Raw genomic sequence first — 20811 nt, 5'->3', positions numbered from 1 at the left:
GGCCGTCGGCGGGTCAGGCCGGTTGCCGCTCCACCGCCCGCGCCTGCCGGCGCCGGACCGGCCGGGTCACCTGTTTCGACACGCACGACGGCATACCCGCCGTCGCCCGCGACGCCATCCGCCGGTACGTGCTCGGCGGCACACCCACCAGCTCCGTGAACCGGCTGCTGAACGTCCCCAGCGACGAACACCCGACCGCGAAGCAGACCTCCGTGATGGTGACGTCGCCGCGGCGCAGCAACGCCATCGCCCGTTCCACCCGCCGGGATGAGCCGAGGTCGACCGACGAGGTGCCGGGCGCGAGAGATGCGCTGTGCGGCCAGGGTTCGTCACTCGCAGGCGAGCTCAGCGCGTCTGCTGGATCCGGACCAGATTGCCTGCCTGGTCGCGAAAGGCGCAGTCCCGGACCCCGTAGTCCTGCTCGATCGGTTCCTGCACCACCTCGGCTCCGCTGGCCTGCACCCGCCCGAACACCTCGTCGAGGTCGGGGGCCGCCAGCAGCACGCCGGCATACGTACCCTTCGCCATCATCTGCTCGATCGTGCGCCGCTCCTCGTCGGTGATTCCGGGATCGGCCGCCGGTGGCTCGAGCACGATCGACGTCCGCGGCTGGCCGACCGGGCCCACCGTGACCCACCGCAGCCCGGCGTAACCCACGTCATTGCGCACCTCGAAGCCCAGGACATCCCGGTAGAAGGTGACCGACGCATCCGCGTTCTCGTGCGGCAGAAAGCTCGACTGAATCGTGATGTTCATGGCGCTCACGCTAACGGCCGCCGTACCGCCGGCGCTTCTTGATTCCTGACCGAGGGCGCACCACCGGCAGCCGTACGACGGTGACCCTCGCGTCCTGGTGACGACGACCTGACGCCGCGCGGGTCAACTCACGGCGTTCGTGAGGAGCTTCCTGATCGCCGTCTCGGCCTTGTCGCTCAACTCCGTCAGGGCGAACGACGTCGCCCACATGCCGTGGTCCTCGTCGAGCTTCGCCGCCGGCGTGAACCCGAACGTCGAGTACCGCTCCTTGTCCACCTGGCCGCTGCGGAAGAAGCACACCACCTTTCCGCCCCGCGCGTAGGCGGGCTGGCCGTACCACAGCTTCGGCGCCAGGTCCGGGGCGGTCTCCGTGACGATGGCGTGTAGGCGTTCCGCCACCGCACGGTCCGGCGGCGCCATGTCGCCGATCTTCGCGAGCACGTCCCGCTCGTCGGCCGCCGCCTTGTCCGCGCTCTTGCTACGGCGAGCCTCCGACGTCAACTCCGCCGCGCGGCCCTTGATGGCAGCGCGCTCGACCTCGGAAAACCCCTCGTCCTCGGTGGACTCGGCCGCCCGCCGGGCCGGCCGCCGACCCCCGGACGGGCCGCCGACACCACGGTTCGCAAGGGAACGTCGCCCTCCACCCCCCGACCGGCTACACGACACGGCGGAGCGCCACCCGATGTCGCCGTGCGCCAGGCCGGCTGGCGGTCAGTCGGTCACCAGGAGGCCGGAGAGAAGGACGCCGCGGGCCAGGTTGAGAACCCCGTCACAGCCCGGAAAGCCGGTCCGGATGCAGGCGCCCGCCGGCTGGCGGCCGAACAGGTACGGCGCGATGCTGTACGGGACGTCCGCCGCGACCGTCTCGCCGGTCTCGATGTGCACGAAGTCCAGCGGGACGTCGTCGGCCCGGACGTACCGCTGGAGGATGAAGCCGCCCCGCGCGGCGAACCGGCTCACCCCGGCACGCCAGCGTTCCGCCGTGGTCTCCCGACCGATCAGCACGTCCACACCGGCGGAGCCGTCGGCGGGCTTGGCCACCAGGTCGTGCCGGTCGGTCACCGCCCGGTCGACCAGCTCCGGGGTGAGAATCCAGGTCCGCGGCACGTAACGGTGGACGAGGTCCCGGTCGGCCGCCGGCAGGGCGTCGGCGTCGTCCCAGAGCCACGCGAACGTTTGCTTGTTGGCGATCAGCCAGGCCGCCGCCGACACCCACATCGGTACGCTCCGCGCCCGCACCGCCACCTCCAGGGCATCCACCCCGGCGCTCGGGGTCACCCGGTTGGGCACGAAGAGCCGGAACACCCCGTCGACCGGCTCGCCCCGCACGACCAGCCGGCCCGAGCCGTCCACCGTCAGCTGCGAGACCGGCGCGACGACCAGGTCCAACCCGAACGCGGCGGCCCGGTCGACAACCGGCGACAGCAGCCGGACGAAACGCTCCGGATCGTCCAGCCCCGGGTACTCGGCGTCGAAGTCGACAAGCATCGCCACCCGGGCCCCGTCGGGCAGCGCCAGGCCGAAGCGGATCGCCGCGAACCGGAGGTCCACCGCCGAAGGCGCCGGTTCCAGCCGGGCCCGCCCGGCGAGGCCCCGCCGCCGATAGACGTCGACGAACCGCCGGACGGTGGTGTCGGCGTCGAAGGCCCCACCGAGGCTGCTGTCGATGTTGTACTCCACGACACGCGGCACCCCGTCACTGAGCAGGACGTCCGGGCGGAACGCGGCGAGCAGCGCCGCGCTCAGCGGCTCGTCGTCCTCGAGCAGCCGGGTCTCGCCGTCCGGCACGCCGAGAAGCCGACGCAGCTCCCCCGCCGTGCCGGCCCGCCGCCGGCACGCCTCGAAGACGAGCTGGGCAAGCCGGTCGCACACGGTGTTGAGGACGCGCAGCGACGTCTCGTCCATCACCGGCGGCCGGGCCAGCCGCCAATGCTTGTTGTACGTGGCCCGGCCGTCGAAGATCTCCCGCCAGGCCGCCGCGCCGGCCGCCACCAGGTCGGCACGGAGGTCGGCGGGCAGGTCCAGCCACGCCTGCGCGGCGGACGGCCAGCGATGGTCGGCTTCCATCATGTCTCATCCGTCCTTCGCAACGTGTTGGATGGCGGACCGGAGCTGCTCACGACCTGGCTGCACGGCCCGGTCCAGCGCCGGCGCGAAGGGCAGCACCGCTCCGTCGGGGCGGGTGACCCGACGCGGCGGGGCGTGCAACCGGGCCCGCTCGGCCACGGTGGCGATGACCTCCCCGGCGATACCGCAGGACCGGTTGGAGTCGTCGGCCACCACGAGCCGCCCGGTCCGACCCACCGACTCCAGCAGTCCGTCCCAATCGAACGGGTACAACGTGCGTGGGTCGAACACCTCCACCGACACCTGGTCGGCCAGTTCCTCGGCGACGGCGAGCGCGTCGTGCACCAGGTGCCCCACCGCGACGACGGTGACGTCGTCGCCAGCCCGGTGCACCCGCCCCCGGCCGAGCGGCTCCGGCGCGAACCCGTCGACGTCCGCCCGGACCTCCATCGCGCCGGCCGGGGCGAAGACCACCACCGGGTCGTCGCAGCGGATCGCCGACACCAGCAACCCGTAGGCGTCCGCCGGAGTGGCCGGCACCGCGGTGGTAACCCCCACATGGGCGAAGAGGCTGTACGGGTGGTCGGAGTGCTGCCCCGCCCAGCCGGTACGGGAGCCGGAGCCGGGCACCAGGTAGGTGACCGGCACGGCGCACTGCCCACCGGTCATCAGCGGGAACTTGTGCGCGTGGTTGACGATCTGTTCGAAGACGAGGAACAGCAGCGACGGAATCTGGAACTCCACCACCGGCCGTGCCCCGGCGAGCGCCGCGCCGGTGGCGAAACTGGTGAAGGCCTGCTCCGACAGCGGGGTGTCGCGGACCCGCTCGGGGCCGAAACGCTTCAGCAGCCCGGCGGTGACCGCCGACGCCGCGACCCGGATGTCCTCCCCGAGCAGGAACACCTCCTCGTCGCGGGCCAACTCGTCGGCCAGCGCCCGGTTGAGCGCCTTGCGGTAGGACAGCCTCGGCATCTACCCACCTCCCGGGCGGGCGGTGAGCCCGCTGGCGTACAGGTGCTCCAGCGCAGCGGCCGGATCCGGCTCAGGACCGGCCAGCGCGAACGCCACCGCCGCGTCGAGTTCCGCCTCCACCGAGGCGTCCACCTCTTCCCGCAGGTCGGCGGCCAGCCGGGAACCGGCGATGTCCACCGGGTCCCGGGATCGGCCCCGGGCCACCTCCTCCGGCGGCCGGTAGTCCAGCCGTACCGCGTGCTCGAAGGTGTGGTGGGCGTCGAAGCGGTGGGTCCGGGCCTCGAGGAACTCGGGGCCACCCCCGGCCCGCATCCGGTCGACGGCGGCCACCGTGGCATCCCAGACGACCACCGGGTCCTGACCGTCCACGACGGACGCCCGGATTCCGAACGCCTCAGCTCGGGCGGGAATGCTGCCGGCCACCGCGCCCGCCACCGGCATGGTGGTGGCCCAGCCGTTGTTCTCGCACACGAACAGCACCGGCACCCGCCACAGCGAGGCCAGGTTGAACGCCTCCAGCAACATCCCCTCGTTGACCGCACCGTCGCCGAGGAAGCTGACCCCGACCAGGTCCTCGCCGCGCCGGCGGCGCGCCCACACCGCCCCGGTGACGATCGCGCCGCCCGCGCCGACGATGGCGTTGGCCCCGAGCACCCCGACGGCGAAGTCGGCGGCGTGCATCGACCCGCCCCGGCCTCGGTTCAGACCGGTGACCCGGCCGCACAGCTCGGCCATCATCCGGGCGGGGTCAGCGCCCTTGGCCAGCACGTGCCCGTGCCCACGGTGGGTGCCGGCGACCACGTCGGCGGGGCGCAGCGCCGCGCACACCCCGGCCGCGACGCCCTCCTGACCGAGGTAGGGATGGATGCCCCCGACGACGTGGCCGGAGCGGACGAGCTCGATCGCCCGCTCCTCGAACCGACGGATCAGCCGTACGGTCCGGTAGAGCCGGACCGGGTCGGCCTCGGTCACCCGCGCCCCTTGACGGCGGCGAGGATGTCGTCCCAGAGCCGGGCCCGGGCGGCGAGCGCGGTGTTGACGGTGTCCGCGCACTCCTGCCACTTCGTGTCGTCGTCGCCGCACAGGTCGGCGAGCATCTGCATCGCCATCGGGGTGTGCTGCTCACCGTCGACCTCGATGTGCCGCTCGAGGTAGTCGACGAACTTGTGGAGCCGCCGGCTGCGCTCGTTGACGGCGACGACCTGGGCGAACATGTCCGGGATCAGGTCCTCCCGGCCGAAGGCGAACGCGGCCGCCTGGCAGTGCACCGGAGCGGTCTCGATGATCCGCCAGGTGGTGCCGGCGAACGCGGCCGAGGGCGCGGGCACGCCGGCGTCGGCCAGCGACCCGGTGACCGGCCGGCCGGCGCGCAGCAGCTCGATCAGCGTGTCCACCGGACCGGTGTCGGCGCCGGCCTCCCGCATGCCCTGCACGTACAGCTCGAAGTGACTGATGTAGCCGTCGCCCAGCTCGTCGCTCTCCTCCACCATCACGATGTCGTTGATCAGTCGGCGGCTGCCGGTGGGCCCGGTCGGGATCCACGGCACGGTCACACAGGTGAGCTGCCGCTGCAACGACTTGAGCAGGGACATGAAGTCCCAAACCGCGAAGACGTGGTGTTCCATGAAGGTGACCAGTGCCTCGTGGGTGTCGAGGTTGGCGTACAGCGGATGTTTGACGACCGCGTCCCGGCGGTCGGTCACCGCCTTCTCCAGCCGCTCGATCCCCGGGTGTGTCGTCCCCCAGTCGTACCGTGACATGATTCAGCCTCCCTGCTGGGCGTGGTGGCGCCAGATGACCGGGCAGTATTCGGGGTCCGCGTAGTCCGGCCGCCCGTCTCGGGTGCGGCGGACCAGCACGTCGTGGTTGTAGGCGGCGAGTGTGCCGTCGGAGAGCGGGTAGGCCCGCCAGGCGTTGCCGCCGTCCTGCAGGTGCAGCGAGATCGCCCGGCGGGGGCGTCCGCTGACGTTCGCGCCGCTGCCGTGGTAGGTGCGGCAGTGGTGGAAACTCAGGTGTCCCTTGGGGATCACCATCGGAACCTTGCGGACCGCGGCGCCGTTGTACGCGGCGTTGCGGACCAACATCTCCTCCAGCTGCTCACGGTCACGTTCGGCGAAGTGCCGCACCACGGTGTCGTCGGCCCCGACCTCACGCCAGCGGTGCGAGCCGTCCACCATCGTGATGGTGCCCATCTCCGCACCGCAGTCGTGGAAGGGGATGAACGCGGTGAGCATCCGCTCCGACGACGACGACGCCCAGTAGTGCTTGTCGAAGTGCCAGGGCACGATGTTGGATGGCTCCGCGTCGATCGGCGGCTTGTGGATGAGCGTGGACTGGAAGACACGGATCTCGTCGGCCTGCGCCAGCCGGGCGGCGACCGCCCCGATCAGTGGCTTGCGCAGGATCGCGCCGATGCCGTCGTGTTCGTAGTGGACGTAGTCGTTGTGCCGCTGCACCTCCCCCTTCGCCGGCTCCCAGTAGGCGAGCTTCGGCGGGCGGACCGGCAGGCGGCGGTCCCGCTCGCCGGTGTAGTACCGGTCGGCGGCCGCCGCCAGGGCGTCCACCTCGGCGTCCGGGAGCAGCTTCTTCGACAGGTACCAGCCGTGTTCGGCGTAGAACGCCACGTCCTCGTCGGACGGGAGCAGCGCCTCCTCCTCGGCGGTCAGCGTCGGTTCGCACTCGGTGCTGGTCACGCCGTCACCCCCTGTCCGGTGGTGGCCGCGGCGGCGGGGGTCGCCCCCGCCGCGGCCAGCTCCCGTTCCTTGGCCTCGTAGAGCGCCTTGATGTTGCCGCTGCCGAAGGTCCGCGCCCCGCGCCGCTCGATCAGCTCCAGGAAGAGCGTCCGGCGCACGTGCATGGACTCGGTGAAGATCTGCAGTAGCTGGCCCGCGTGATCGCGGTCGACCAGCACCCCCAGCTCGCGTAGCCGCTCCAGCGGCGCGTCGACCCGGCCGACCCGGGCCTCCAGCGCGTCGTAGTAGCTGGTGGGGGTGCCGGCGAAGCGCACCCCGCGCCGGTGCAGCGTCTCCACCGCGCCGACAATGTCGTCGGTGCGCAGCCCGAGGTGCTGTACCCCAGCCCCGGAGTGCTGGTCGAGGAAGGCGTCGATCTGCCCCGCCTGCCCGCTGCTGTCGGGCTCCAGCAGCACCAGTGTCACCCGCCCGGATGGGCTCTGCACGACGGTGGAGTTCATCGCTTGGCCGCCGATCTCGACGCGCTCGTGGAAGATCTCCGCGAAGCCGAACACCTCCCGGTACAGCCGGACCGCCCCGGCGAGCTGCCCGGCCGGCACGCACACCGCCAGGTGGTCGATCTCGGTGAGCAGCTTCTCGTCGGAATCGTCCTCCGGTGGCAGCATCTCCACCAGACCCGGCAGGAACGCCTCCCGGTCCCCCCGCCGTTCGACCAGCCGGTGCCGCACGTCGCCGAACCCGCCCACCTCGGCGACGACGACCTCGGCGTCCGCGTCGCCCACGGTGGTCGGCGGCAGCGCCCCGGTCGCCCCCCGGGCCACCAGCTCGGCGTACGCCCCGGCGGCGTCGCCGACCTCCAGCGCGACCACGGCGACACCGTCGCCGTGCCGCAGCACGTACCGCGTCGCCGGGTGGTCGGCGGCCAGCCCGGAGGTGAGCACCAGGCGAATGTCGGCGTGTCGCAACAGCAGCGAACGCTGCCCGGCCAACCCGGTCTCCGGGCCGCCCTGACCGCACAGGTGCAGGCCCACCGCCCGGCCGAAGTAGAAAGCCGCCTGTCGGGCGTCCCCCACGTAGAGTTCGATGTGGTCTATCCCACGGATGTCCATGTGCCAGCCCTTCCCGGTTCCTTCCGTGACTGCCGTACGGTCGTTTCGCGCCCGCGGGTCGTGCGCCGCGTCACCCCCTCGGCCGGGCGCCCCGCGCGAGCAGCAGGCTCACGTTCTGGCCACCGAAGCCAAAGGAGTTGGTCAGCGCGTACCCGGTCTCGGTCGCCCGGGATTCCTTGCGGATGTGGTCGGCCGGGCAGGCCGGATCGGGGTCGTCGAGGTTCCAGGTGGGCGGGAGCAGGCCCCGCCCGAGCGCCAGCGCGGTGGCCGCCGTCTCCAGCGCGCCGGAGGCCCCGAGCAGGTGACCGGTGAGCGCCTTGGTGGAGCTGACCGGAACGCCGTGCTCGCCGAACACCTCCGCCAGCGCGGTGGTCTCGGCGGTGTCGCCGAGCTTGGTGCCGGTGCCGTGCGCGTTGACGTAGCCGATCCGCGCCGCCGGCACCCCGCCGTTGGCCAGGGCCCGCCGCATGCACTCGGCTGCGCCTGCGCCGTCCGGCCGCGGGGTGGTCGGATGGTACGCGTCCGTCGTCACGCCGTAGCCGACGACCTCGGCGTACCCGCTGGCGCCGCGCGCCGCGGCGTGCTCGGCCCGCTCCAGCACCAGCAGCGCCGCCCCCTCGGCGAGCACGAACCCGTTGCGGCGGGCGTCGAACGGGCGGCTCGCCGCCGTCGGGTCGTCCCAACCCCGGGCGAGGGCCCGCGCGTTGCCGAAGGTGTCGGCGAAGGTGGGGAACAGTGGTGCCTCGCTGGCTCCGCAGAGCACCACGTCGGCCTCGCCCGCCCGGATCAGCCGCACCGCGTCGGCGACGGCCTGCGCGCCGGAGGCGCAGGCGGTGCCGACCGATGAACTGTAGCCCCGGATGCCGTGGCGGATCGCGATCCGCGCCGACGGCATGTTCGGCAGGATCCCGGTCAGCAGGTACGGGCTGACGGCGGCCCGGCCCCGGGCGGCCCGGGCCAGCACCTGGGTCTCCAGCGTGGCCATCCCGCCGACCCCTCCGACGATCACCGCCGTCCGCTCGGCGGACACGTTCCGGCCCACCTCGATGCCGGCGTCGGCGAGCGCGTCGGCGGCGGTGAGCAGCGCCAGCACCACGATCCGGTCGAGCACCCGGGTGTCCGGCCCGGACGCCACCGTCCGCGGGTCGACCTCCGGCAGCACCCCGGCCACCTCCAACGAACCCGCGGCGGGGTGGCCCCGGGCGGGCGGACCAGGCCCGAACGTCCGCGACACAACGCGTCGAAGGTGGCCTCGACGCCGCGTCCCACCGGGGTGAACAGGCCCATCCCGGTGATGACGGCGCTCACGGCAGTTCCTCGGTTCGCGACTGCGGGGCTCGCAACCCCGGCTCACTCCTCGCGCTCACGGCAGCTCCCCGGTTCGCGACTGCGGGGCTCGCAACCCCGGCTCACTCCTCGCGCTCACGGCAGCTCCCCGGTTCGCGACTGCGGGGCTCGCAACCCCGGCTCACTCCTCGCGCTCACGGCAGCTCCCCGGTTCGCGACTGCGGGGCTCGCAACCCCGGCTCACTCCTCGCGCTCACGGGGCCACCTCGGTCAGGTAGCGCTCGCGCAAAGCGACCTTGCGGACCTTGCCGGTGACGGTGACCGGCATGTCGTCGGCGCGGACCGGTACCACCCGGCGCAGGGTCACCCCGACGTCGACGCCGAGCGCCGCCCGTACCCGCGCGGTGCGGTCCTCGGTCTCGTCCGCGCCGGCCGCCAACTCCAGCAGGACGTCGGTGACGATCCCGGCAGGCTCCTTGAGGATCACCACGGTGCAGTCGGTGACGTCGGGGCACGCGGCGAGGATCCGCTCCTCGGACAACGCCGTGTAGAACCGCTTCCCACCGCCGGCGTCGACCGAGTCGACCGACCGGTCCACGTGGTAGTAGCGCCCGTCGGCGTCGGCGTACACCAGGTCTCCGGTCAGGTACCAGCCACGCTGCCGGAACCGGTACGTCGTCGCCGAGTCGTTCCAGTAGGCCCGGAACAACGACGGTGAGTCGACACCCAGCCACCCCACCTCGCCGATGGGCACCGGTTCGCCGCCCGCGTCCAGCACCGCGACCTTCGCGAACCGGTACGGGCGGCCGATGCACCGCCCGTACCGGTCGGTGTCGCGGGTGTGTGTGACGTGGAATATCGAGTGCCCCATCTCGGAGGAACCGAGCCCGTCGATGAACACCGACCCGGGAACCCGCGTGATCCCCTCGTGGGTGACCACGTCCCTGGATCCGACCGCCACGAGGCGCCGGATGTGCGGCTCATGCGACGAGTCGCCCGTGTTGAACCACAGCCGCACCGAGTCCAGGTCGTACCCGGACAGATCGAACCGGGCCAGTTCCGCCCAGGTGACGGAGAAGCCGAACACCCCGTCCGGGCGCCACCGCTGGATCGCGTCGAGCACCCGCTCACCGCCCTGGTCGGACAGGAGGAACATCTCCGCCCGGTTACCGAGGGCCTGGTTGACCATGAGCACGGTGGCGGTGTGCGGGGCGGGCAACGCGTTGAGGATCCGGCTGGTGCCCTGGGCCTGCGGCATGCTCAGCAGGTGCCGCGTCGCGGCGAACAGGCTGGCGTGCGAGTGCAGCACCGCCTTCGGCACCCCGGTCGTGCCCGAGGTGTGGGTGATGACGATCGGATCGTCCGGGTGGTGCCGGTAGTGGGCGGGGGCGGCGGCCGGGTCGCCGGTGCCCGCCTCGGCGGGCGTACCGAGCAGCGGCACACCGAGGTCGTGCTCGGCGAGCAGCGCCGTGTGGGCGTCGTCGGCGAGCACCGCGACGCCACGCAGCCGGCGGATGTACTCGGCGGCGATCTCCGGACGCAGCTTGCCGTTGAGCAACGCCGGGATCGCGCCGAGCCGGGTCAACGCCAGGAACGTCAGCATCATGTCGGCCGCGGCGGTGGCCCAGACCGCCACCGGGTCGCGGGGGGCGATGCCGCGCTGGTGCAGCCAGGCGGCCCGGGCCGCTACCCGCTCGTCGAGCTGTCCCAACGTCAGCGGCGTCTCCGCCGGGTGCCCGTCGACGGCGGTGTCGAACGTCAGTCCGGGCCCGTCCGGGTCGGCGCCGTGCGCCAGCACCCGGGCCAGCACGTTGCCGGCGCCGATCCGGTCGTCGGCGGCTAGCGCGCCGCGCAGTCCCCTGGTCCTCATGGTCGGTCTCCTCCCCCCAGCAGCACCGCGACGGCCGCGACCGCACCGCCGTCGTCCGGTGCCTCATCGATCAGGACCAGCAACGCCGCGTCGGCGTCGCCGTCGTGCAACAGCAGGTCGGCCTCGGCGAACCCCGCCGCGCGCGGGTCGCCGGTCGGTGCGACACAGACCACCGGCCCGCCGAGCCCCCAGCGGGCGGCAACGTGGCCGGCCACGGCGTTCGGCACCGACTGGAAGAAGAACAGCGGTCCGGGACGCCCGCCGCCGGCGACTGTGGCGCGCACGTGCGCCGCGCTGGCCTCGTCACCGCTCACGCTGACCAGCACGACCGCCGTCCGCGCCCCGTCCGGGGCCGGTGCCCGCCCGTACGCCCGGGTCAGGCACCGGTCGGCGGCTGCCGCGACCAGCGGGTTGAAGGCCGAGTGGACGAAGCCCGGCAGCGGCGGTGGCGCGCCGTCCCCCGGCTCCGGCCAGGCCGCCTCGGCGAGCACGGTCACCCTGCCGTCGCCGGTCATCCGGCACCCACCAGCAGGGCGGTGTTGGCGCCGCCGAACGCGGAGTTGAGGGTGAGCGCGTAGCGGGTGGCCGGCTTGCGGGGCGTGTCCCGGATGACGTCCAGAGGGCAGTCCGGGTCGGCGCCGAGCCAACCGGCGTTGACCGGTAGGTCGCCGTGTTGCAGCGCCAGCACGGTGACCACGAGTTCCAGCAGGCCGGATGCCTCCAGGGCGTGCCCGTGCAGCGCCTTGGTGGAACTGACCGGGGTCCGCGCCGCCGCCGGTCCGAGCGCGGCCCGCAGCGCCGCGGCCTCGGCTGCGTCGCTGTACCCGGTACCGGTGGCGTTGGCGTTGAGATATCCGACCTCATCCGGCGCCAGCCCGGCCCGGCGCAGCGCGGCGGTGACCGCGCGGGCCAGCCCGCGCCCGGTCGGATCCGGTTGACACGGGTGGAAGGCGTCCCCGGCGCGGCCCCAGCCGAGCAGGTCCGCGCCCGGCCGTCGGGCGCGGCCGGCCCGCTCCAGTACCACCGCCGCCACCGCGTCGCCGAGCAGCAGCCCGGTACGGCCGGTGCTGAACGGGCGGACGGCCGCGTCGGTGGCGAGGGCCCGGCCGACGTCGAAGAGCGCGTACTGGTCCGGTTCGACCAGGTAGCCGGCGGCGACCACGGCCCGCTCGACGTCGCCACGGCCGATCAGCGCCGCCGCGTCGGCGACCGCGCTGGTCGCCGAGACGCACGCCGTGGTGTACGTCCGGACGCCCGGGAACCCGGTGGCGGCGGCGAGGCCGGCGCCCAGCGCCGGGACCCTCGCCCCGCCGTGCACCGCGAGCAGCAGGACCGACTCGGCGCGGCGTCCCGCGTCGAGCGCGGCGGCCCGGCAGGCCGCCTCCACCGCCTCGGCCAGTTCGTCGGCGAGGTCGCCGACCTCCGGCAACGTGGCGGCGGCGTCGACTCGGCGGGAGGAGGTGTCGAACCGGCGTACCGGCCGGAACGTGGGGATCCCCGCGAGCACCCCGGCGAGCTGCGCTTCGGCGCCGCGGCCGAGGGCGCTGCTCGCGTGGACACCGGTGAGTTGGACGCCGCTCCGGTCAGCCATCGGCGGCGACGGTCAGCGAGGTCCGGAAGACCGCCAGGGCATCGTCTACGGTGCGGATCCCGGCGAGTTGGTCGTCGGTGAGGTCGAGCCGCCGGTCGTAGCGCTGCTCGACCAGGTGCACGAGCCAGGCCAGCTCCATCGAGCCGAGCCGCTCGGGCACGTCGGTGGCGGGTCTGTCGGTCAGTTCGGCGAGCATGGTCACCAGGTCGGCTCGCCCCAGGTCGGGCTGATCGGCCATCAGGAGTGGTCGCTCGTCGCCCCGGCGACCCGGTCGGCGACCATCGCGGTGAACTCGCCCACGGTCATCAGGGCCAGCTTCTCCGACTCGTCGTCGGCGAACGTCAGCCCGTACCGGTCCTCGATCCGGACGGCCAGGTCGGCGAGGGCGAGGGATTCCAGGTCCACCCCGGACGGGCCCAGGGTCGTGTCGTCGTCGATCTCCTCCACGTCGTAGTTCATGTCGACCAGCTGCTCGATGACGTAGGTGCGGACCTCGGCTCTCATCGTTAACCTCTTTCCGTGAGCCAGCTACCGGTGCCCGATCGGGACACCGTGTACGTGTGGGTCGGCGGGGGCACCGGCGATCGGCCGGCCTCGGCCGGCCGGCTGCTGCGGCGGGCCGCCGCCGCGCTGCTGGGTCGCCCCGAGGCGGAACTCGTTCCGGCGCACCGGCCCGGCGGGGTCCCGCTGGTCCGCATCGGCGAGCCGTCCGATGTGGGCCGTTCCGCCGGGCCGGTCGAGCTGCCGGTGAGCGTCAGCCGCACCGGTGGGCTGGTGGTGGTCGCGGTCCGCGCCGGCGGACCGGTCGGCGTGGACGTCGAGCGGTGCCGCCCGTTGCCCGCGCTGGACCTGGCCCGGCGCTGGTACGCCCCGACCGAGGCGGCCTGGCTCGCCGGTCGACCCGCGGCCGGCCGGAACCGGGACTTCCTGCGGCTGTGGACCGCGAAGGAGGCCGTCGGCAAGGCGCTTGGCGTCGGGCTGCGCGACGGTGGCCTGCGCCGGCGGATGCCGGTGCCCGTCGATGGTCCGCCGCGCCCGGTGCCCGGTGCCGCCGGGGTGCTGGTCGGCCATCCGGTGTGCGACGGCGACCTGGTCCTGGCGGTGGCGGTGGTCGGCGGCGAGGTGGCGGTGGTCGTCGGCGAGGATGTGCAGCGGACCGGTCACGGCGTGCCCGCCGTCCGCAGCGCGTCGATCGAGCGGACCAGCTTGCCGGTGGTGGTGCGGGGCAGCTGATCGAGCAGGCGCAGGGTGCGCGGGCGTTTGTAACCGGCCAGCCGCTCGGCGAGCAGCTTGTCCAGCGTCTCCTCCGACAGCGGCCCGGCCGGCTGCACGTAGGCGGTGATGCCGCCGTCCCAGACCACCACGGCGGCGGCCACGCCCGGCAGTTCGGCGACAGCGGTCTCGACCTCGGTCAGGTCGACCTTCATGCCGCCCACTGAGACCTGCGAGTCGAGCCGGCCGCGCACCGTGACCAGGCCGGTGTCCGGGTCGACCGTGCCGGCGTCGCGGGTGTGCAGCCAACCGTCGGACCATCGGGTCGGGTCGCTGAGGCCGACATACGGTGAGGCGGGGCAGTTCACCCGGAGTTCACCGCCGACCTCGCGGACCTCGGTGCCGGGGGCGGGAACGATCGCCGGCCGGTGCCGCCCGTACAGGTCGGTGCCGATGACGCCGACCTCGGTCATCCCGTACATGTTGCCGAGCGGGACACCGAACCGGTCGGTGAAGGCCCGGGCGGTGGCTTCGGACACCAGTTCACCGCCGGTGGTCATCCGTTTGAACTGCGGAAGTGGGCGCTGGGGATGGGTGGCGGCGAGGAGTCCGATGTGGAATGGCACACCCAGCACCGTGGCCGGGGTGTCGCCGGCGGCGATCGCCGCGAGCACCGCGTCGCCGCCGAGCCGCTCCGGCGGGACCAGTTCGACGCCGGCGTGCAGGCCATAGAGCAGACCGCCGACGAGACCGAGTACGTGCACCATCGACGGGAGCAGGATGATCCGTTCACCGGGCAGCGCCACCCCGTCGATGTGGGTGTAGCGGTGCACCTCGGCGACCAGGTCGGCGGCGGTCCTACCGATCACCTTGGACGGGCCGGTGGAGCCGGAGCTGAGCTGGATCACGGCGTGGCCGCTGACCGCCGGGCGGTCGGCGTACCCGGTGACGCCCTCGGTGACGTCGACGAAGATCCGCAGCGCCCCACCGCCGGTGCGGACCGGCGCGACGACCACCTGCGGGGTGAGCCGGTTCAGCGCGCGATCCACCTCATGGTCGGTGAGGCGGTGGTCGAGCAGGATCGCCTGCGCTCCGCTGCGCCAGGTGGCGAGCAGGTTCACCACGTACGCCAGTGACGGCGGCATCCGCAGCGCGGCGGCGCCACCGGGACGAAGCCCGGCGGTGGCGAGGCGGGCCTGCGCCTCGGTGACCAACCGGTGCAGTGTGGCCCGGTCGACCGGGTCGGGCAAGCGGAGACAGACATCGGTCGGTCGGCCGACAAACAGCAGACCGTCAACCCAGCCAGGGTCCATCGCTTTAGGACATTCGGTCGAGGGGGCCGCACTCACTGCCATTCACCGCCCAGCACGAAACAGGGCATACAAGCCCATAGGAGGCAACCGTCGGGGTGTTGCGGCTGACCCTACGACAGCCCTCCACGCCATTGCCAGGTGCAAATGGCTAGATCAGAAAAGGCGGTTGGCCGGATTGCCGACAGCCACTTCGAGGGGCAGAGTCAGGCGCGTACGCCAGCACTGGGTAACCGCCGGATGACGCCTCGTGCGTACGGCGTTCCCGGCCACCCGGACAGCCGATGGCGCCGCGTCCATACCCACCCACCACACTCCACGATCGTGCACTTTCGGCCCCGATCAGCGGCAAATGCGGCGTTCATTCACCGGGAAGGAGGTGCACGATCGCGAGGATGGGGATGGGTCAGGCCGGGGTAGGGGTTTGGGTGTGGATGTGGAAACGGAGCGAGCGGGCGTCGGTGAAACAGTCGCGCATCGGCCGGACCAGGTCCCGGTGCTCCGGGCTGCGCTCCCACGCCTCGAAGTCGGCGAGGCTCGCCCACTCGCTGGTGATCAGCCACTGCTCCGGGTCGGTCGCCGAACGGCAGACCTGGTCGACCAGGTGCCCCGGCACCCCGTCGGCGACCAGGTGCCGCACCGCCTCGTACGCGGCCAGGAAGGCCGCCGTCCGGTCGTGTGGCACCCGGACCAGGAAGACCACCCGCGCCCGCCACCCGCCCGCACTAGCGCACGGCTCCCCCGCGCCGCGCTCGGCAACTCGCTCGCTCACTGGTCCTCCCTCCGCCCGCGCCGCCCCGGGGCCCTGCGCCGTCGCCGTGTCGCTCACTCACGCCGCCTCCCTCCGCCCGGCGCCACCCGCAGATCCGCCGTCGTTGTGTCGCCCGCTCATGCCGCCGGCGCGGCCCCGCGCAGGACCAGCGCGCTGTTGAAACCGTCGAAGCCACGTGCGCAGACCAACGCGACACGGTTGGCCGGCCGCCGTTGCTCCCGCAGGAAGTCCAGCTCACAATCGGGCGCCACGTCCCGCGGGCCGGCGGACGCCGGCAGCGTGTCGTGCGCGAAGGCGAGCAGCGCGGTCGCCACGTCCAACGCCGCCCCACCCTGGTGGGCCCGGCCGGTCAGCGGCTTCTGCGTGGTCACCGGAGGTGGCCGTTCACCGAAGGCGGAGCGCAGGGCGACGGCTTCGCTGCGGTCGTACCCCGCGACGCCGAGCGCGTCGGGCAGCACCACGTCCACGGCGTCGGCGCCGACGCCCGCCCGGTCCAGGGCCAGCCGCATCGCACGGGCGTACTGCACCGCGTCGCCGGTACTGTCCGGTCCGGTGTGGACGGCGTCGTGGGTGGCGCCCCACCCGATCACCTCGCCGTAGACGCGGGCCCCGCGGGCCAGCGCGTGCCCCAGTTCCTCCACCACGAAGACCGCGCCGCCCTCAGCCGGCAGATAGCCACTGGCGGCGACGTCGAACGGGCGGTAGGCCAGCTCCGGGTCCGCGACGTCGCTGAGCATTCCGGAAGCCAGCTGACAGACGAGGGCGTACGGACTCAGCGGGCATTCGGTCGCCCCGGCGATCACCACCGGGGTGCCTCGACGGATCGCCCGCGCGGCGTGCGCCAGACTGTCCAGCCCACCCGCGGTCTCGGCGGCGAGCACCCCGCACGGTCCCTTGAACTGATGGTGGATGGAGAGCTGGCCGACGCTGGCCGCGTAGAACCACGCGATCGACTGGTACGCCCCGACGGTGCGGGTGGGCCCGCCCCACAGTCGTTGCAGCTCCCGCTGTCCGAACAGGTTCCCACCGGAGGAACTGGCCAGGGTAACCGCGTAGCCGTACGGGTCGGTAGCACGCTCGGGCAGTCCCGCGTCGGCCAGGGCGAGCCGGGTGGCGGCGAACCCGAGGTGGGTCCATCGGTCGGTCTGCACCAACCGGCGGTTGTCGGCGTGCGCCGCGGCGTCGAACCCGGTTACCTCACCGCCGAGGCGGGTCGGATAGCCGGTCGGGTCGAACAGGGTGATCGGGCCGATGCGACGGGTACCGGCGAGGACTGTCCGCCAGTGTGCGTCCGTACCGACGCCGCTCGGCGCGACCACTCCGATCCCGGTGACCACCGCCCGCCCGGTCACCGCGGCACCGGCAGGCAGTCGGCCGGACCGGCGACGGCGCGACGGTCGCGCCGGACCGGGCCGGTCACGGGGTCGCCGCCGACAGCCGGCGGAACACCATGGCGGACTGGAAACCGCCGAACCCGCTGCCCACCGACAGCGCCACGTCGACCGGCAGTTCGCGCGCCTCGTTGGGCACGTAGTCCAGGTCGCATTCCGGGTCGCGGCTGGTCCAGTTGGCGGTCGGCGGCACCACACCGAACTCGACGGCGAGCGCGCAGGCGGCCATCTCGATCGACCCGATCGCGCCGAGCGAGTGCCCGACCATCGACTTGATCGAGCTGACCGGCACCCGGTAGGCGGCCTCGCCGAGCGCACGCTTGAAGGCGGCCGTCTCGTGCCGGTCGTTCTGCCGCGTGCCGGAGCCGTGCGCGCTGATGTAGGAAACCTGCTCGGGGCGGATTCGGCTCTGCTTGAGGGCGGCGGTGATGGCGAGCCCCATCTCCAGCCCGTCGGGGCGCAGGCCGGTCATGTGGTAGCCGTTGCTGCGGCTGGTGTACCCGGCGACCTCGCAGTAGACGTGCGCGCCGCGCCGCCGGGCGTGCCCGGCCTCCTCCAACACCAGCACGGCGGCGCCCTCGGCGAGGACGAACCCGTGCCGGTCGGCGTCGAACGGCCGGGAGGCGTGCGCCGGGTCGTCGTTGTCCGGCGTGGTCGCCTTGATCGCGTCGAAGGAGGCGACGGTGACCGGGGAGATGGGCGAGTCGGCGGCACCGGCGAGCACCACGTCGGCCTCACCGTCGACGATGAGCTGGTGGGCGTACCCGATGGCGTCGATCCCGGAGGTGCAACCGGTGGGCACCACCTGCGCCGGCCCGTGCAGCCCGTACCGGCAGGCCACGTCGGCGGCGAGGCTGCTGGGCACCAGCGCCTGGTAGAGGTACCGGCTGCTGCGGGCAGGGTCGACCAGCCAGTGGCGGCCGGCGTCGCTGACCGTGACGTACTCCCGTTCCAGGGCCATCGTCCCGCCCACGGCGGTGCCGAGCACCACGCCGGCGCGGTCCCGCTCGGCGTCGGTGAGGTCGAGGCCGGCGTCGCCGACGGCCTCGGCGGCACAGGCGAGCGCGAACTGCACGTACCGGTCGGCGCGGCGGCACTGCGCCTCGGTGAGGCCGGCGGCCACCGGGTCGAAGTCGCACTCGGCAGCGATCTGGGAACGGAACGGCGATGGGTCGAAGAAGGTGATCCGCCTGGTCGCGGTGCGCCCCTCGGTGATCGCCTTCCAGAACCGGTCCCGGCTGGCGCCACCCGGGGCGACCACCCCGACGCCGGTCACCACCGAACGGCGCCCGGTCACGACCCGCCCCGCTGTGCGACCAGCTCGGTGTCGACGTGGCCGAGCTCCGGGCGGGGGGCGAGGGGGCCCAGGTGGAAGACGACCTCGGCGTCTTCCGTGCCGGTGTTGCGCAGCCGGTGCCGGACGTTCACCGGCACGAACAGCGCCACGCCGACGGCCAGGGGGATGGGCTCGTCGTCGAGGTCGACGGTGATGGCCCCGCGCGCCACGTACAGGAACTCCTCGCTGTACGGATGGTAGTGCTCGGCGATGCGCTCGCCCGGTCGCAGCGTGGCCACGCCCAGGAAGCCGGAGGTGCTGCCGACGGTGCGGGGTCCGAGCAGCACCCGCAGCTCGCCGCCGCGGCGGGTGTCGGCGGCCACGTCGGCGACGGCGACCAGCCGCCTCGTCGGCTCACTCATCGCCGGTCACCATCCCCGCGGCCAGCCGCTCGATCTTCTCCTTGATGATGGCGAGCTGCACCGCACTGTTGGCGTTGATCCGCTCGGTCATCCCGGCGTTGTCGACCGGCGCGGTGGGCCTCATCGCGAAGTCCTGCACCCAGGTCATCCGGGTGCCGCCCGGCTCCTCGGCGTACCGCCAGTGGATCCGCATGTACTCGAACGGGCCCGGTTCGACCCGGTTCGCCCGCACCTCGCGGGTGACCGGGTCAGCGGTGCGTTCGCTGACCCAACTCCACGCGACGCCGTTCTCGTCGGGGTGCATGGTGAGCCGGAACCGCACGGTGTCCCCGTCGCGGTGCAGGATCTCCGCAACCGCGTACTCGGTGAACAGCCGCGGCCAGCCGGCGACGTCGTTGGTGACCTCCCACACCAGCGACAGCGGCGCGGCGATGAGGACACTGTTCTCCGTGTGCCCGGACGGTTCGGCGCGCCGCGCCACGAGGTCCGCCACGGCGGCGATGCTCAGCTGGCCGGTCTGCTCGGGAATTCGCACCTGCCAGCGGTCCGCGACGACGGCGGCCAGTTCGAGCTGGGCAAGCGAGTCCATGCCCAGTTCCGCCAGGGAAGCGGCCGGGGCGCGGGCGGCGGCGTCGGCGTCGAGCCCGCAGTGCGCCACCAGGATGTCGGTTATCTCGGCGGTCAGCGGACGGCCGTGGGTGACGGTCATGGGTTCCTCCTCGGTGCCTCGGGCGAAACGGCGAGCAACTGGTTGACCAGGCCGGTGCCGAAGCGCCCCGTGCGGAAGCCGTCGTCATCGAGCACGCGGCGGACGAACGGGATGGTGGTGCGGACTCCTGGCCCGGCGACGTCGAACTCGTCGAGGGCGCGTTCCAACCGGTTCAGGGCGAGGTCCCGGTCCGGCGCCCAGACGGCCACCTTGGCCAGCAGCGAGTCGTAGTGCGGCCCGACCAGGTAGCCGGGATACCCGTGGGTGTCGACCCGGGTGAACGGCCCGCCCGGCGGGAAGAATCGCTCCAGCCGGCCGGGGGTCGGCGCGAAGTCCCGGTCCGGGTCCTCGACGTTGACCCGACACTCGATCGCCACGCCGCGCGGCTGGATCTCCTCCTGCCGCCAGCGCAGCGGGGCACCGGCGGCCACGTGCAGCTGCTCGTGCACCAGATCGATTCCGGTGATCATCTCGGTCACCGGGTGCTCGACCTGGATCCGACAGTTGATCTCCAGGAAGTGGAAGCGCTCCTCCGCGTCGACGAGAAACTCCACCGTGCCGGCGCCGGTGAAACCGACGTCCAGCGCACCGCGCAGAGCGCAGTCGGCGATGGCCGCCAGCGTGCCCGCGGACAGGGCCGGCGCGGGTGCCTCCTCGACGATCTTCTGGTGGCGCCGCTGCACCGAGCAGTCCCGGGTGCCCAGGTGTACCCCCTTGCCGTGGGCGTCGCAGAGCAGTTGCACCTCCACGTGCCGGGCACCGGTGAGGTACCGCTCGACGTACACCCGGTCGTCGCCGAAGACCAGCTGCGCGGCGGCCCGGGTACGCGCGTACGCCCGGGGCAGCTCGGCCGGGGTGTGCACGACGGTCATCCCCCGCCCTCCGCCACCGAACGCCGCCTTGACGATCACCGGGTAACCGATCTCGGCGGCTACCCGGGCGGCGTCGGCGGCGGTCGGCACCGGCGCGACGCTGCCCGGCGGCAGCGGCAGCCCGACGCGGCGCATCAACGCCCGCGCGGACGACTTGTCGGCCATCGCCGCCATCACGTGCGGCGGCGGTCCGACGAAGGTCAGCCCGTTGTCGGCGCAGATCTCGGCGAAGTCGGCATCCTCGGAGAGGAAACCGTAGCCGGGGTGTACCGCCTGCGCCCCGACCAGGCGGGCGGCCTCCACGATCGCGGCGGCGTTGAGGTAGCTGCGCCGACTCGCCGCCGGTCCGATCAGGACCGCCTCGTCGGCGAGACGCACCGCGGTCGAGTCGACGTCGGCGGTGGAATAGACCACCGCGGTGCGGACCCCCAGCTCCCGGCAGGCCCGCAGGACCCGCAGGGCGATCTCACCGCGGTTGGCGATGAGGACGGTCTTGAACATC

The 20811-nt window shown here is 73.1% G+C and carries 21 protein-coding genes and 2 pseudogenes; 1 reads left to right on the top strand and 22 read right to left on the bottom strand.

All coding sequences use genetic code 11. The annotated features are described in order from the left end of the window. Window positions 1-13 precede the first annotated feature (13 nt). The 15 genes and pseudogenes from QTQ03_RS05155 to QTQ03_RS05085 all read right to left on the bottom strand — a co-directional run bounded on the left by QTQ03_RS05155 (window position 14) and on the right by QTQ03_RS05085 (window position 12849). On the bottom strand, window positions 14-400 hold the full coding sequence (locus QTQ03_RS05155; protein WP_502889842.1) for a helix-turn-helix domain-containing protein: 387 nt from the start codon (window positions 398-400) through the stop codon (window positions 14-16). Further along, window positions 346-756, bottom strand: a complete 411-nt coding sequence (locus tag QTQ03_RS05150) for a VOC family protein (RefSeq protein WP_289276967.1) — start codon at window positions 754-756, stop codon at window positions 346-348. The genes QTQ03_RS05155 and QTQ03_RS05150 overlap by 55 nt, the downstream gene beginning before the upstream one ends. Window positions 757-879: 123 nt before the next feature. Further along, a pseudogene (locus QTQ03_RS05145) lies at window positions 880-1323 on the bottom strand (iron chaperone); the annotation flags it as partial. Between the two features lie 144 nt (window positions 1324-1467). Continuing rightward, window positions 1468-2826, bottom strand: a complete 1359-nt coding sequence (locus QTQ03_RS05140; protein ID WP_289276966.1) for an ATP-grasp domain-containing protein — start codon at window positions 2824-2826, stop codon at window positions 1468-1470. Between the two features lie 3 nt (window positions 2827-2829). After that, window positions 2830-3795 carry an alpha-ketoacid dehydrogenase subunit beta gene (locus QTQ03_RS05135; protein WP_289276965.1) on the bottom strand — a complete coding sequence of 322 codons (966 nt, stop codon included), beginning with the start codon at window positions 3793-3795 and terminating at the stop codon, window positions 2830-2832. Then, the gene (locus tag QTQ03_RS05130) at window positions 3796-4767 is read right to left on the bottom strand and encodes a thiamine pyrophosphate-dependent dehydrogenase E1 component subunit alpha (RefSeq protein WP_289276964.1); all 972 of its coding nucleotides are present in this window, start codon (window positions 4765-4767) and stop codon (window positions 3796-3798) included. Further along, a complete protein-coding gene (locus QTQ03_RS05125; protein WP_289276963.1) occupies window positions 4764-5555 on the bottom strand; it encodes a DUF3050 domain-containing protein in 792 nt (263 codons plus the stop codon). The genes QTQ03_RS05130 and QTQ03_RS05125 overlap by 4 nt, the downstream gene beginning before the upstream one ends. A gap of 3 nt (window positions 5556-5558) precedes the next feature. Next, complete coding sequence (locus QTQ03_RS05120; RefSeq protein ID WP_289276962.1) at window positions 5559-6488, bottom strand: phytanoyl-CoA dioxygenase family protein; 930 nt, start codon at window positions 6486-6488, stop codon at window positions 5559-5561. Next, window positions 6485-7597, bottom strand: a complete 1113-nt coding sequence (gene hppD, locus QTQ03_RS05115; protein ID WP_289276961.1) for a 4-hydroxyphenylpyruvate dioxygenase — start codon at window positions 7595-7597, stop codon at window positions 6485-6487. Before hppD ends, QTQ03_RS05120 begins: the two co-directional genes overlap by 4 nt. A gap of 70 nt (window positions 7598-7667) precedes the next feature. After that, window positions 7668-8905: pseudogene (locus tag QTQ03_RS05110) on the bottom strand (beta-ketoacyl-[acyl-carrier-protein] synthase family protein). A 232-nt stretch (window positions 8906-9137) separates the two neighbouring features. Next, window positions 9138-10754 carry a class I adenylate-forming enzyme family protein gene (locus QTQ03_RS05105; protein ID WP_289276960.1) on the bottom strand — a complete coding sequence of 539 codons (1617 nt, stop codon included), beginning with the start codon at window positions 10752-10754 and terminating at the stop codon, window positions 9138-9140. Next, window positions 10751-11269, bottom strand: a complete 519-nt coding sequence (locus QTQ03_RS05100; RefSeq protein ID WP_289276959.1) for a beta-ketoacyl synthase chain length factor — start codon at window positions 11267-11269, stop codon at window positions 10751-10753. Before QTQ03_RS05100 ends, QTQ03_RS05105 begins: the two co-directional genes overlap by 4 nt. Beyond that, window positions 11266-12345 carry a beta-ketoacyl synthase N-terminal-like domain-containing protein gene (locus QTQ03_RS05095; protein ID WP_289276958.1) on the bottom strand — a complete coding sequence of 360 codons (1080 nt, stop codon included), beginning with the start codon at window positions 12343-12345 and terminating at the stop codon, window positions 11266-11268. The genes QTQ03_RS05100 and QTQ03_RS05095 overlap by 4 nt, the downstream gene beginning before the upstream one ends. Beyond that, the gene (locus tag QTQ03_RS05090; protein ID WP_289276957.1) at window positions 12338-12583 is read right to left on the bottom strand and encodes an acyl carrier protein; all 246 of its coding nucleotides are present in this window, start codon (window positions 12581-12583) and stop codon (window positions 12338-12340) included. Before QTQ03_RS05090 ends, QTQ03_RS05095 begins: the two co-directional genes overlap by 8 nt. Next, window positions 12583-12849: an acyl carrier protein gene (locus QTQ03_RS05085; RefSeq protein ID WP_289276956.1), complete on the bottom strand. Its 267-nt coding sequence runs from the start codon at window positions 12847-12849 to the stop codon at window positions 12583-12585. Before QTQ03_RS05085 ends, QTQ03_RS05090 begins: the two co-directional genes overlap by 1 nt. Window positions 12850-12864: 15 nt before the next feature. Between QTQ03_RS05085 and QTQ03_RS05080 the strand changes: the two genes are divergently transcribed. Continuing rightward, on the top strand, window positions 12865-13578 hold the full coding sequence (locus QTQ03_RS05080; protein WP_289276955.1) for a 4'-phosphopantetheinyl transferase family protein: 714 nt from the start codon (window positions 12865-12867) through the stop codon (window positions 13576-13578). Here the strand turns inward: QTQ03_RS05080 and QTQ03_RS05075 are convergent. The 7 genes from QTQ03_RS05075 to QTQ03_RS05045 all read right to left on the bottom strand — a co-directional run bounded on the left by QTQ03_RS05075 (window position 13506) and on the right by QTQ03_RS05045 (window position 20810). After that, the gene (locus QTQ03_RS05075; protein ID WP_289276954.1) at window positions 13506-14870 is read right to left on the bottom strand and encodes a class I adenylate-forming enzyme family protein; all 1365 of its coding nucleotides are present in this window, start codon (window positions 14868-14870) and stop codon (window positions 13506-13508) included. The two genes, QTQ03_RS05080 and QTQ03_RS05075, sit on opposite strands and share 73 nt — an antisense overlap. Before the next feature lie 403 nt (window positions 14871-15273). Beyond that, window positions 15274-15570 (bottom strand): antibiotic biosynthesis monooxygenase family protein, encoded by a 297-nt coding sequence (locus tag QTQ03_RS05070; RefSeq protein ID WP_289280684.1) that lies wholly within the window; start codon window positions 15568-15570, stop codon window positions 15274-15276. A gap of 185 nt (window positions 15571-15755) precedes the next feature. Beyond that, a complete protein-coding gene (locus tag QTQ03_RS05065) occupies window positions 15756-16991 on the bottom strand; it encodes a beta-ketoacyl synthase N-terminal-like domain-containing protein (protein WP_289276953.1) in 1236 nt (411 codons plus the stop codon). A 64-nt stretch (window positions 16992-17055) separates the two neighbouring features. Beyond that, window positions 17056-18327, bottom strand: a complete 1272-nt coding sequence (locus QTQ03_RS05060; RefSeq protein ID WP_289276952.1) for a beta-ketoacyl-[acyl-carrier-protein] synthase family protein — start codon at window positions 18325-18327, stop codon at window positions 17056-17058. Further along, window positions 18324-18728 carry a cupin domain-containing protein gene (locus QTQ03_RS05055; RefSeq protein ID WP_289276951.1) on the bottom strand — a complete coding sequence of 135 codons (405 nt, stop codon included), beginning with the start codon at window positions 18726-18728 and terminating at the stop codon, window positions 18324-18326. The genes QTQ03_RS05060 and QTQ03_RS05055 overlap by 4 nt, the downstream gene beginning before the upstream one ends. Beyond that, a complete protein-coding gene (locus QTQ03_RS05050; RefSeq protein WP_289276950.1) occupies window positions 18721-19437 on the bottom strand; it encodes an SRPBCC family protein in 717 nt (238 codons plus the stop codon). The genes QTQ03_RS05055 and QTQ03_RS05050 overlap by 8 nt, the downstream gene beginning before the upstream one ends. Continuing rightward, on the bottom strand, window positions 19434-20810 hold the full coding sequence (locus tag QTQ03_RS05045) for an acetyl-CoA carboxylase biotin carboxylase subunit (protein WP_289276949.1): 1377 nt from the start codon (window positions 20808-20810) through the stop codon (window positions 19434-19436). The genes QTQ03_RS05050 and QTQ03_RS05045 overlap by 4 nt, the downstream gene beginning before the upstream one ends. Window position 20811 lies beyond the last annotated feature (1 nt).

The sequence above is a fragment of the Micromonospora sp. WMMA1363 genome (genome assembly GCF_030345795.1).
In the GTDB taxonomy this organism is placed as follows: Bacteria; Actinomycetota; Actinomycetes; order Mycobacteriales; family Micromonosporaceae; genus Micromonospora.
The sequence above is the reverse complement of the archived record's forward strand: the minus strand, read 5'-3'. Positions and strand labels throughout refer to the sequence as shown.

Excerpts from the sequence above, each read along its gene's own strand:
- QTQ03_RS05150 (WP_289276967.1), bottom strand. The coding sequence starts at position 756 with ATGAACATCACGATTCAGTCGAGCTTTCTGCCGCACGAGAACGCGGAT.
- QTQ03_RS05140 (WP_289276966.1), bottom strand. The coding sequence starts at position 2,826 with ATGATGGAAGCCGACCATCGCTGGCCGTCCGCCGCGCAGGCGTGGCTG.
- QTQ03_RS05135 (WP_289276965.1), bottom strand. The coding sequence starts at position 3,795 with ATGCCGAGGCTGTCCTACCGCAAGGCGCTCAACCGGGCGCTGGCCGAC.
- QTQ03_RS05125 (WP_289276963.1), bottom strand. The coding sequence starts at position 5,555 with ATGTCACGGTACGACTGGGGGACGACACACCCGGGGATCGAGCGGCTG.
- hppD (WP_289276961.1), bottom strand. The coding sequence starts at position 7,597 with ATGGACATCCGTGGGATAGACCACATCGAACTCTACGTGGGGGACGCC.
- QTQ03_RS05105 (WP_289276960.1), bottom strand. The coding sequence starts at position 10,754 with ATGAGGACCAGGGGACTGCGCGGCGCGCTAGCCGCCGACGACCGGATC.
- QTQ03_RS05100 (WP_289276959.1), bottom strand. The coding sequence starts at position 11,269 with ATGACCGGCGACGGCAGGGTGACCGTGCTCGCCGAGGCGGCCTGGCCG.
- QTQ03_RS05095 (WP_289276958.1), bottom strand. The coding sequence starts at position 12,345 with ATGGCTGACCGGAGCGGCGTCCAACTCACCGGTGTCCACGCGAGCAGC.
- QTQ03_RS05090 (WP_289276957.1), bottom strand. The coding sequence starts at position 12,583 with ATGGCCGATCAGCCCGACCTGGGGCGAGCCGACCTGGTGACCATGCTC.
- QTQ03_RS05085 (WP_289276956.1), bottom strand. The coding sequence starts at position 12,849 with ATGAGAGCCGAGGTCCGCACCTACGTCATCGAGCAGCTGGTCGACATG.
- QTQ03_RS05075 (WP_289276954.1), bottom strand. The coding sequence starts at position 14,870 with ATGGACCCTGGCTGGGTTGACGGTCTGCTGTTTGTCGGCCGACCGACC.
- QTQ03_RS05055 (WP_289276951.1), bottom strand. The coding sequence starts at position 18,728 with ATGAGTGAGCCGACGAGGCGGCTGGTCGCCGTCGCCGACGTGGCCGCC.
- QTQ03_RS05050 (WP_289276950.1), bottom strand. The coding sequence starts at position 19,437 with ATGACCGTCACCCACGGCCGTCCGCTGACCGCCGAGATAACCGACATC.
- QTQ03_RS05045 (WP_289276949.1), bottom strand. The coding sequence starts at position 20,810 with ATGTTCAAGACCGTCCTCATCGCCAACCGCGGTGAGATCGCCCTGCGG.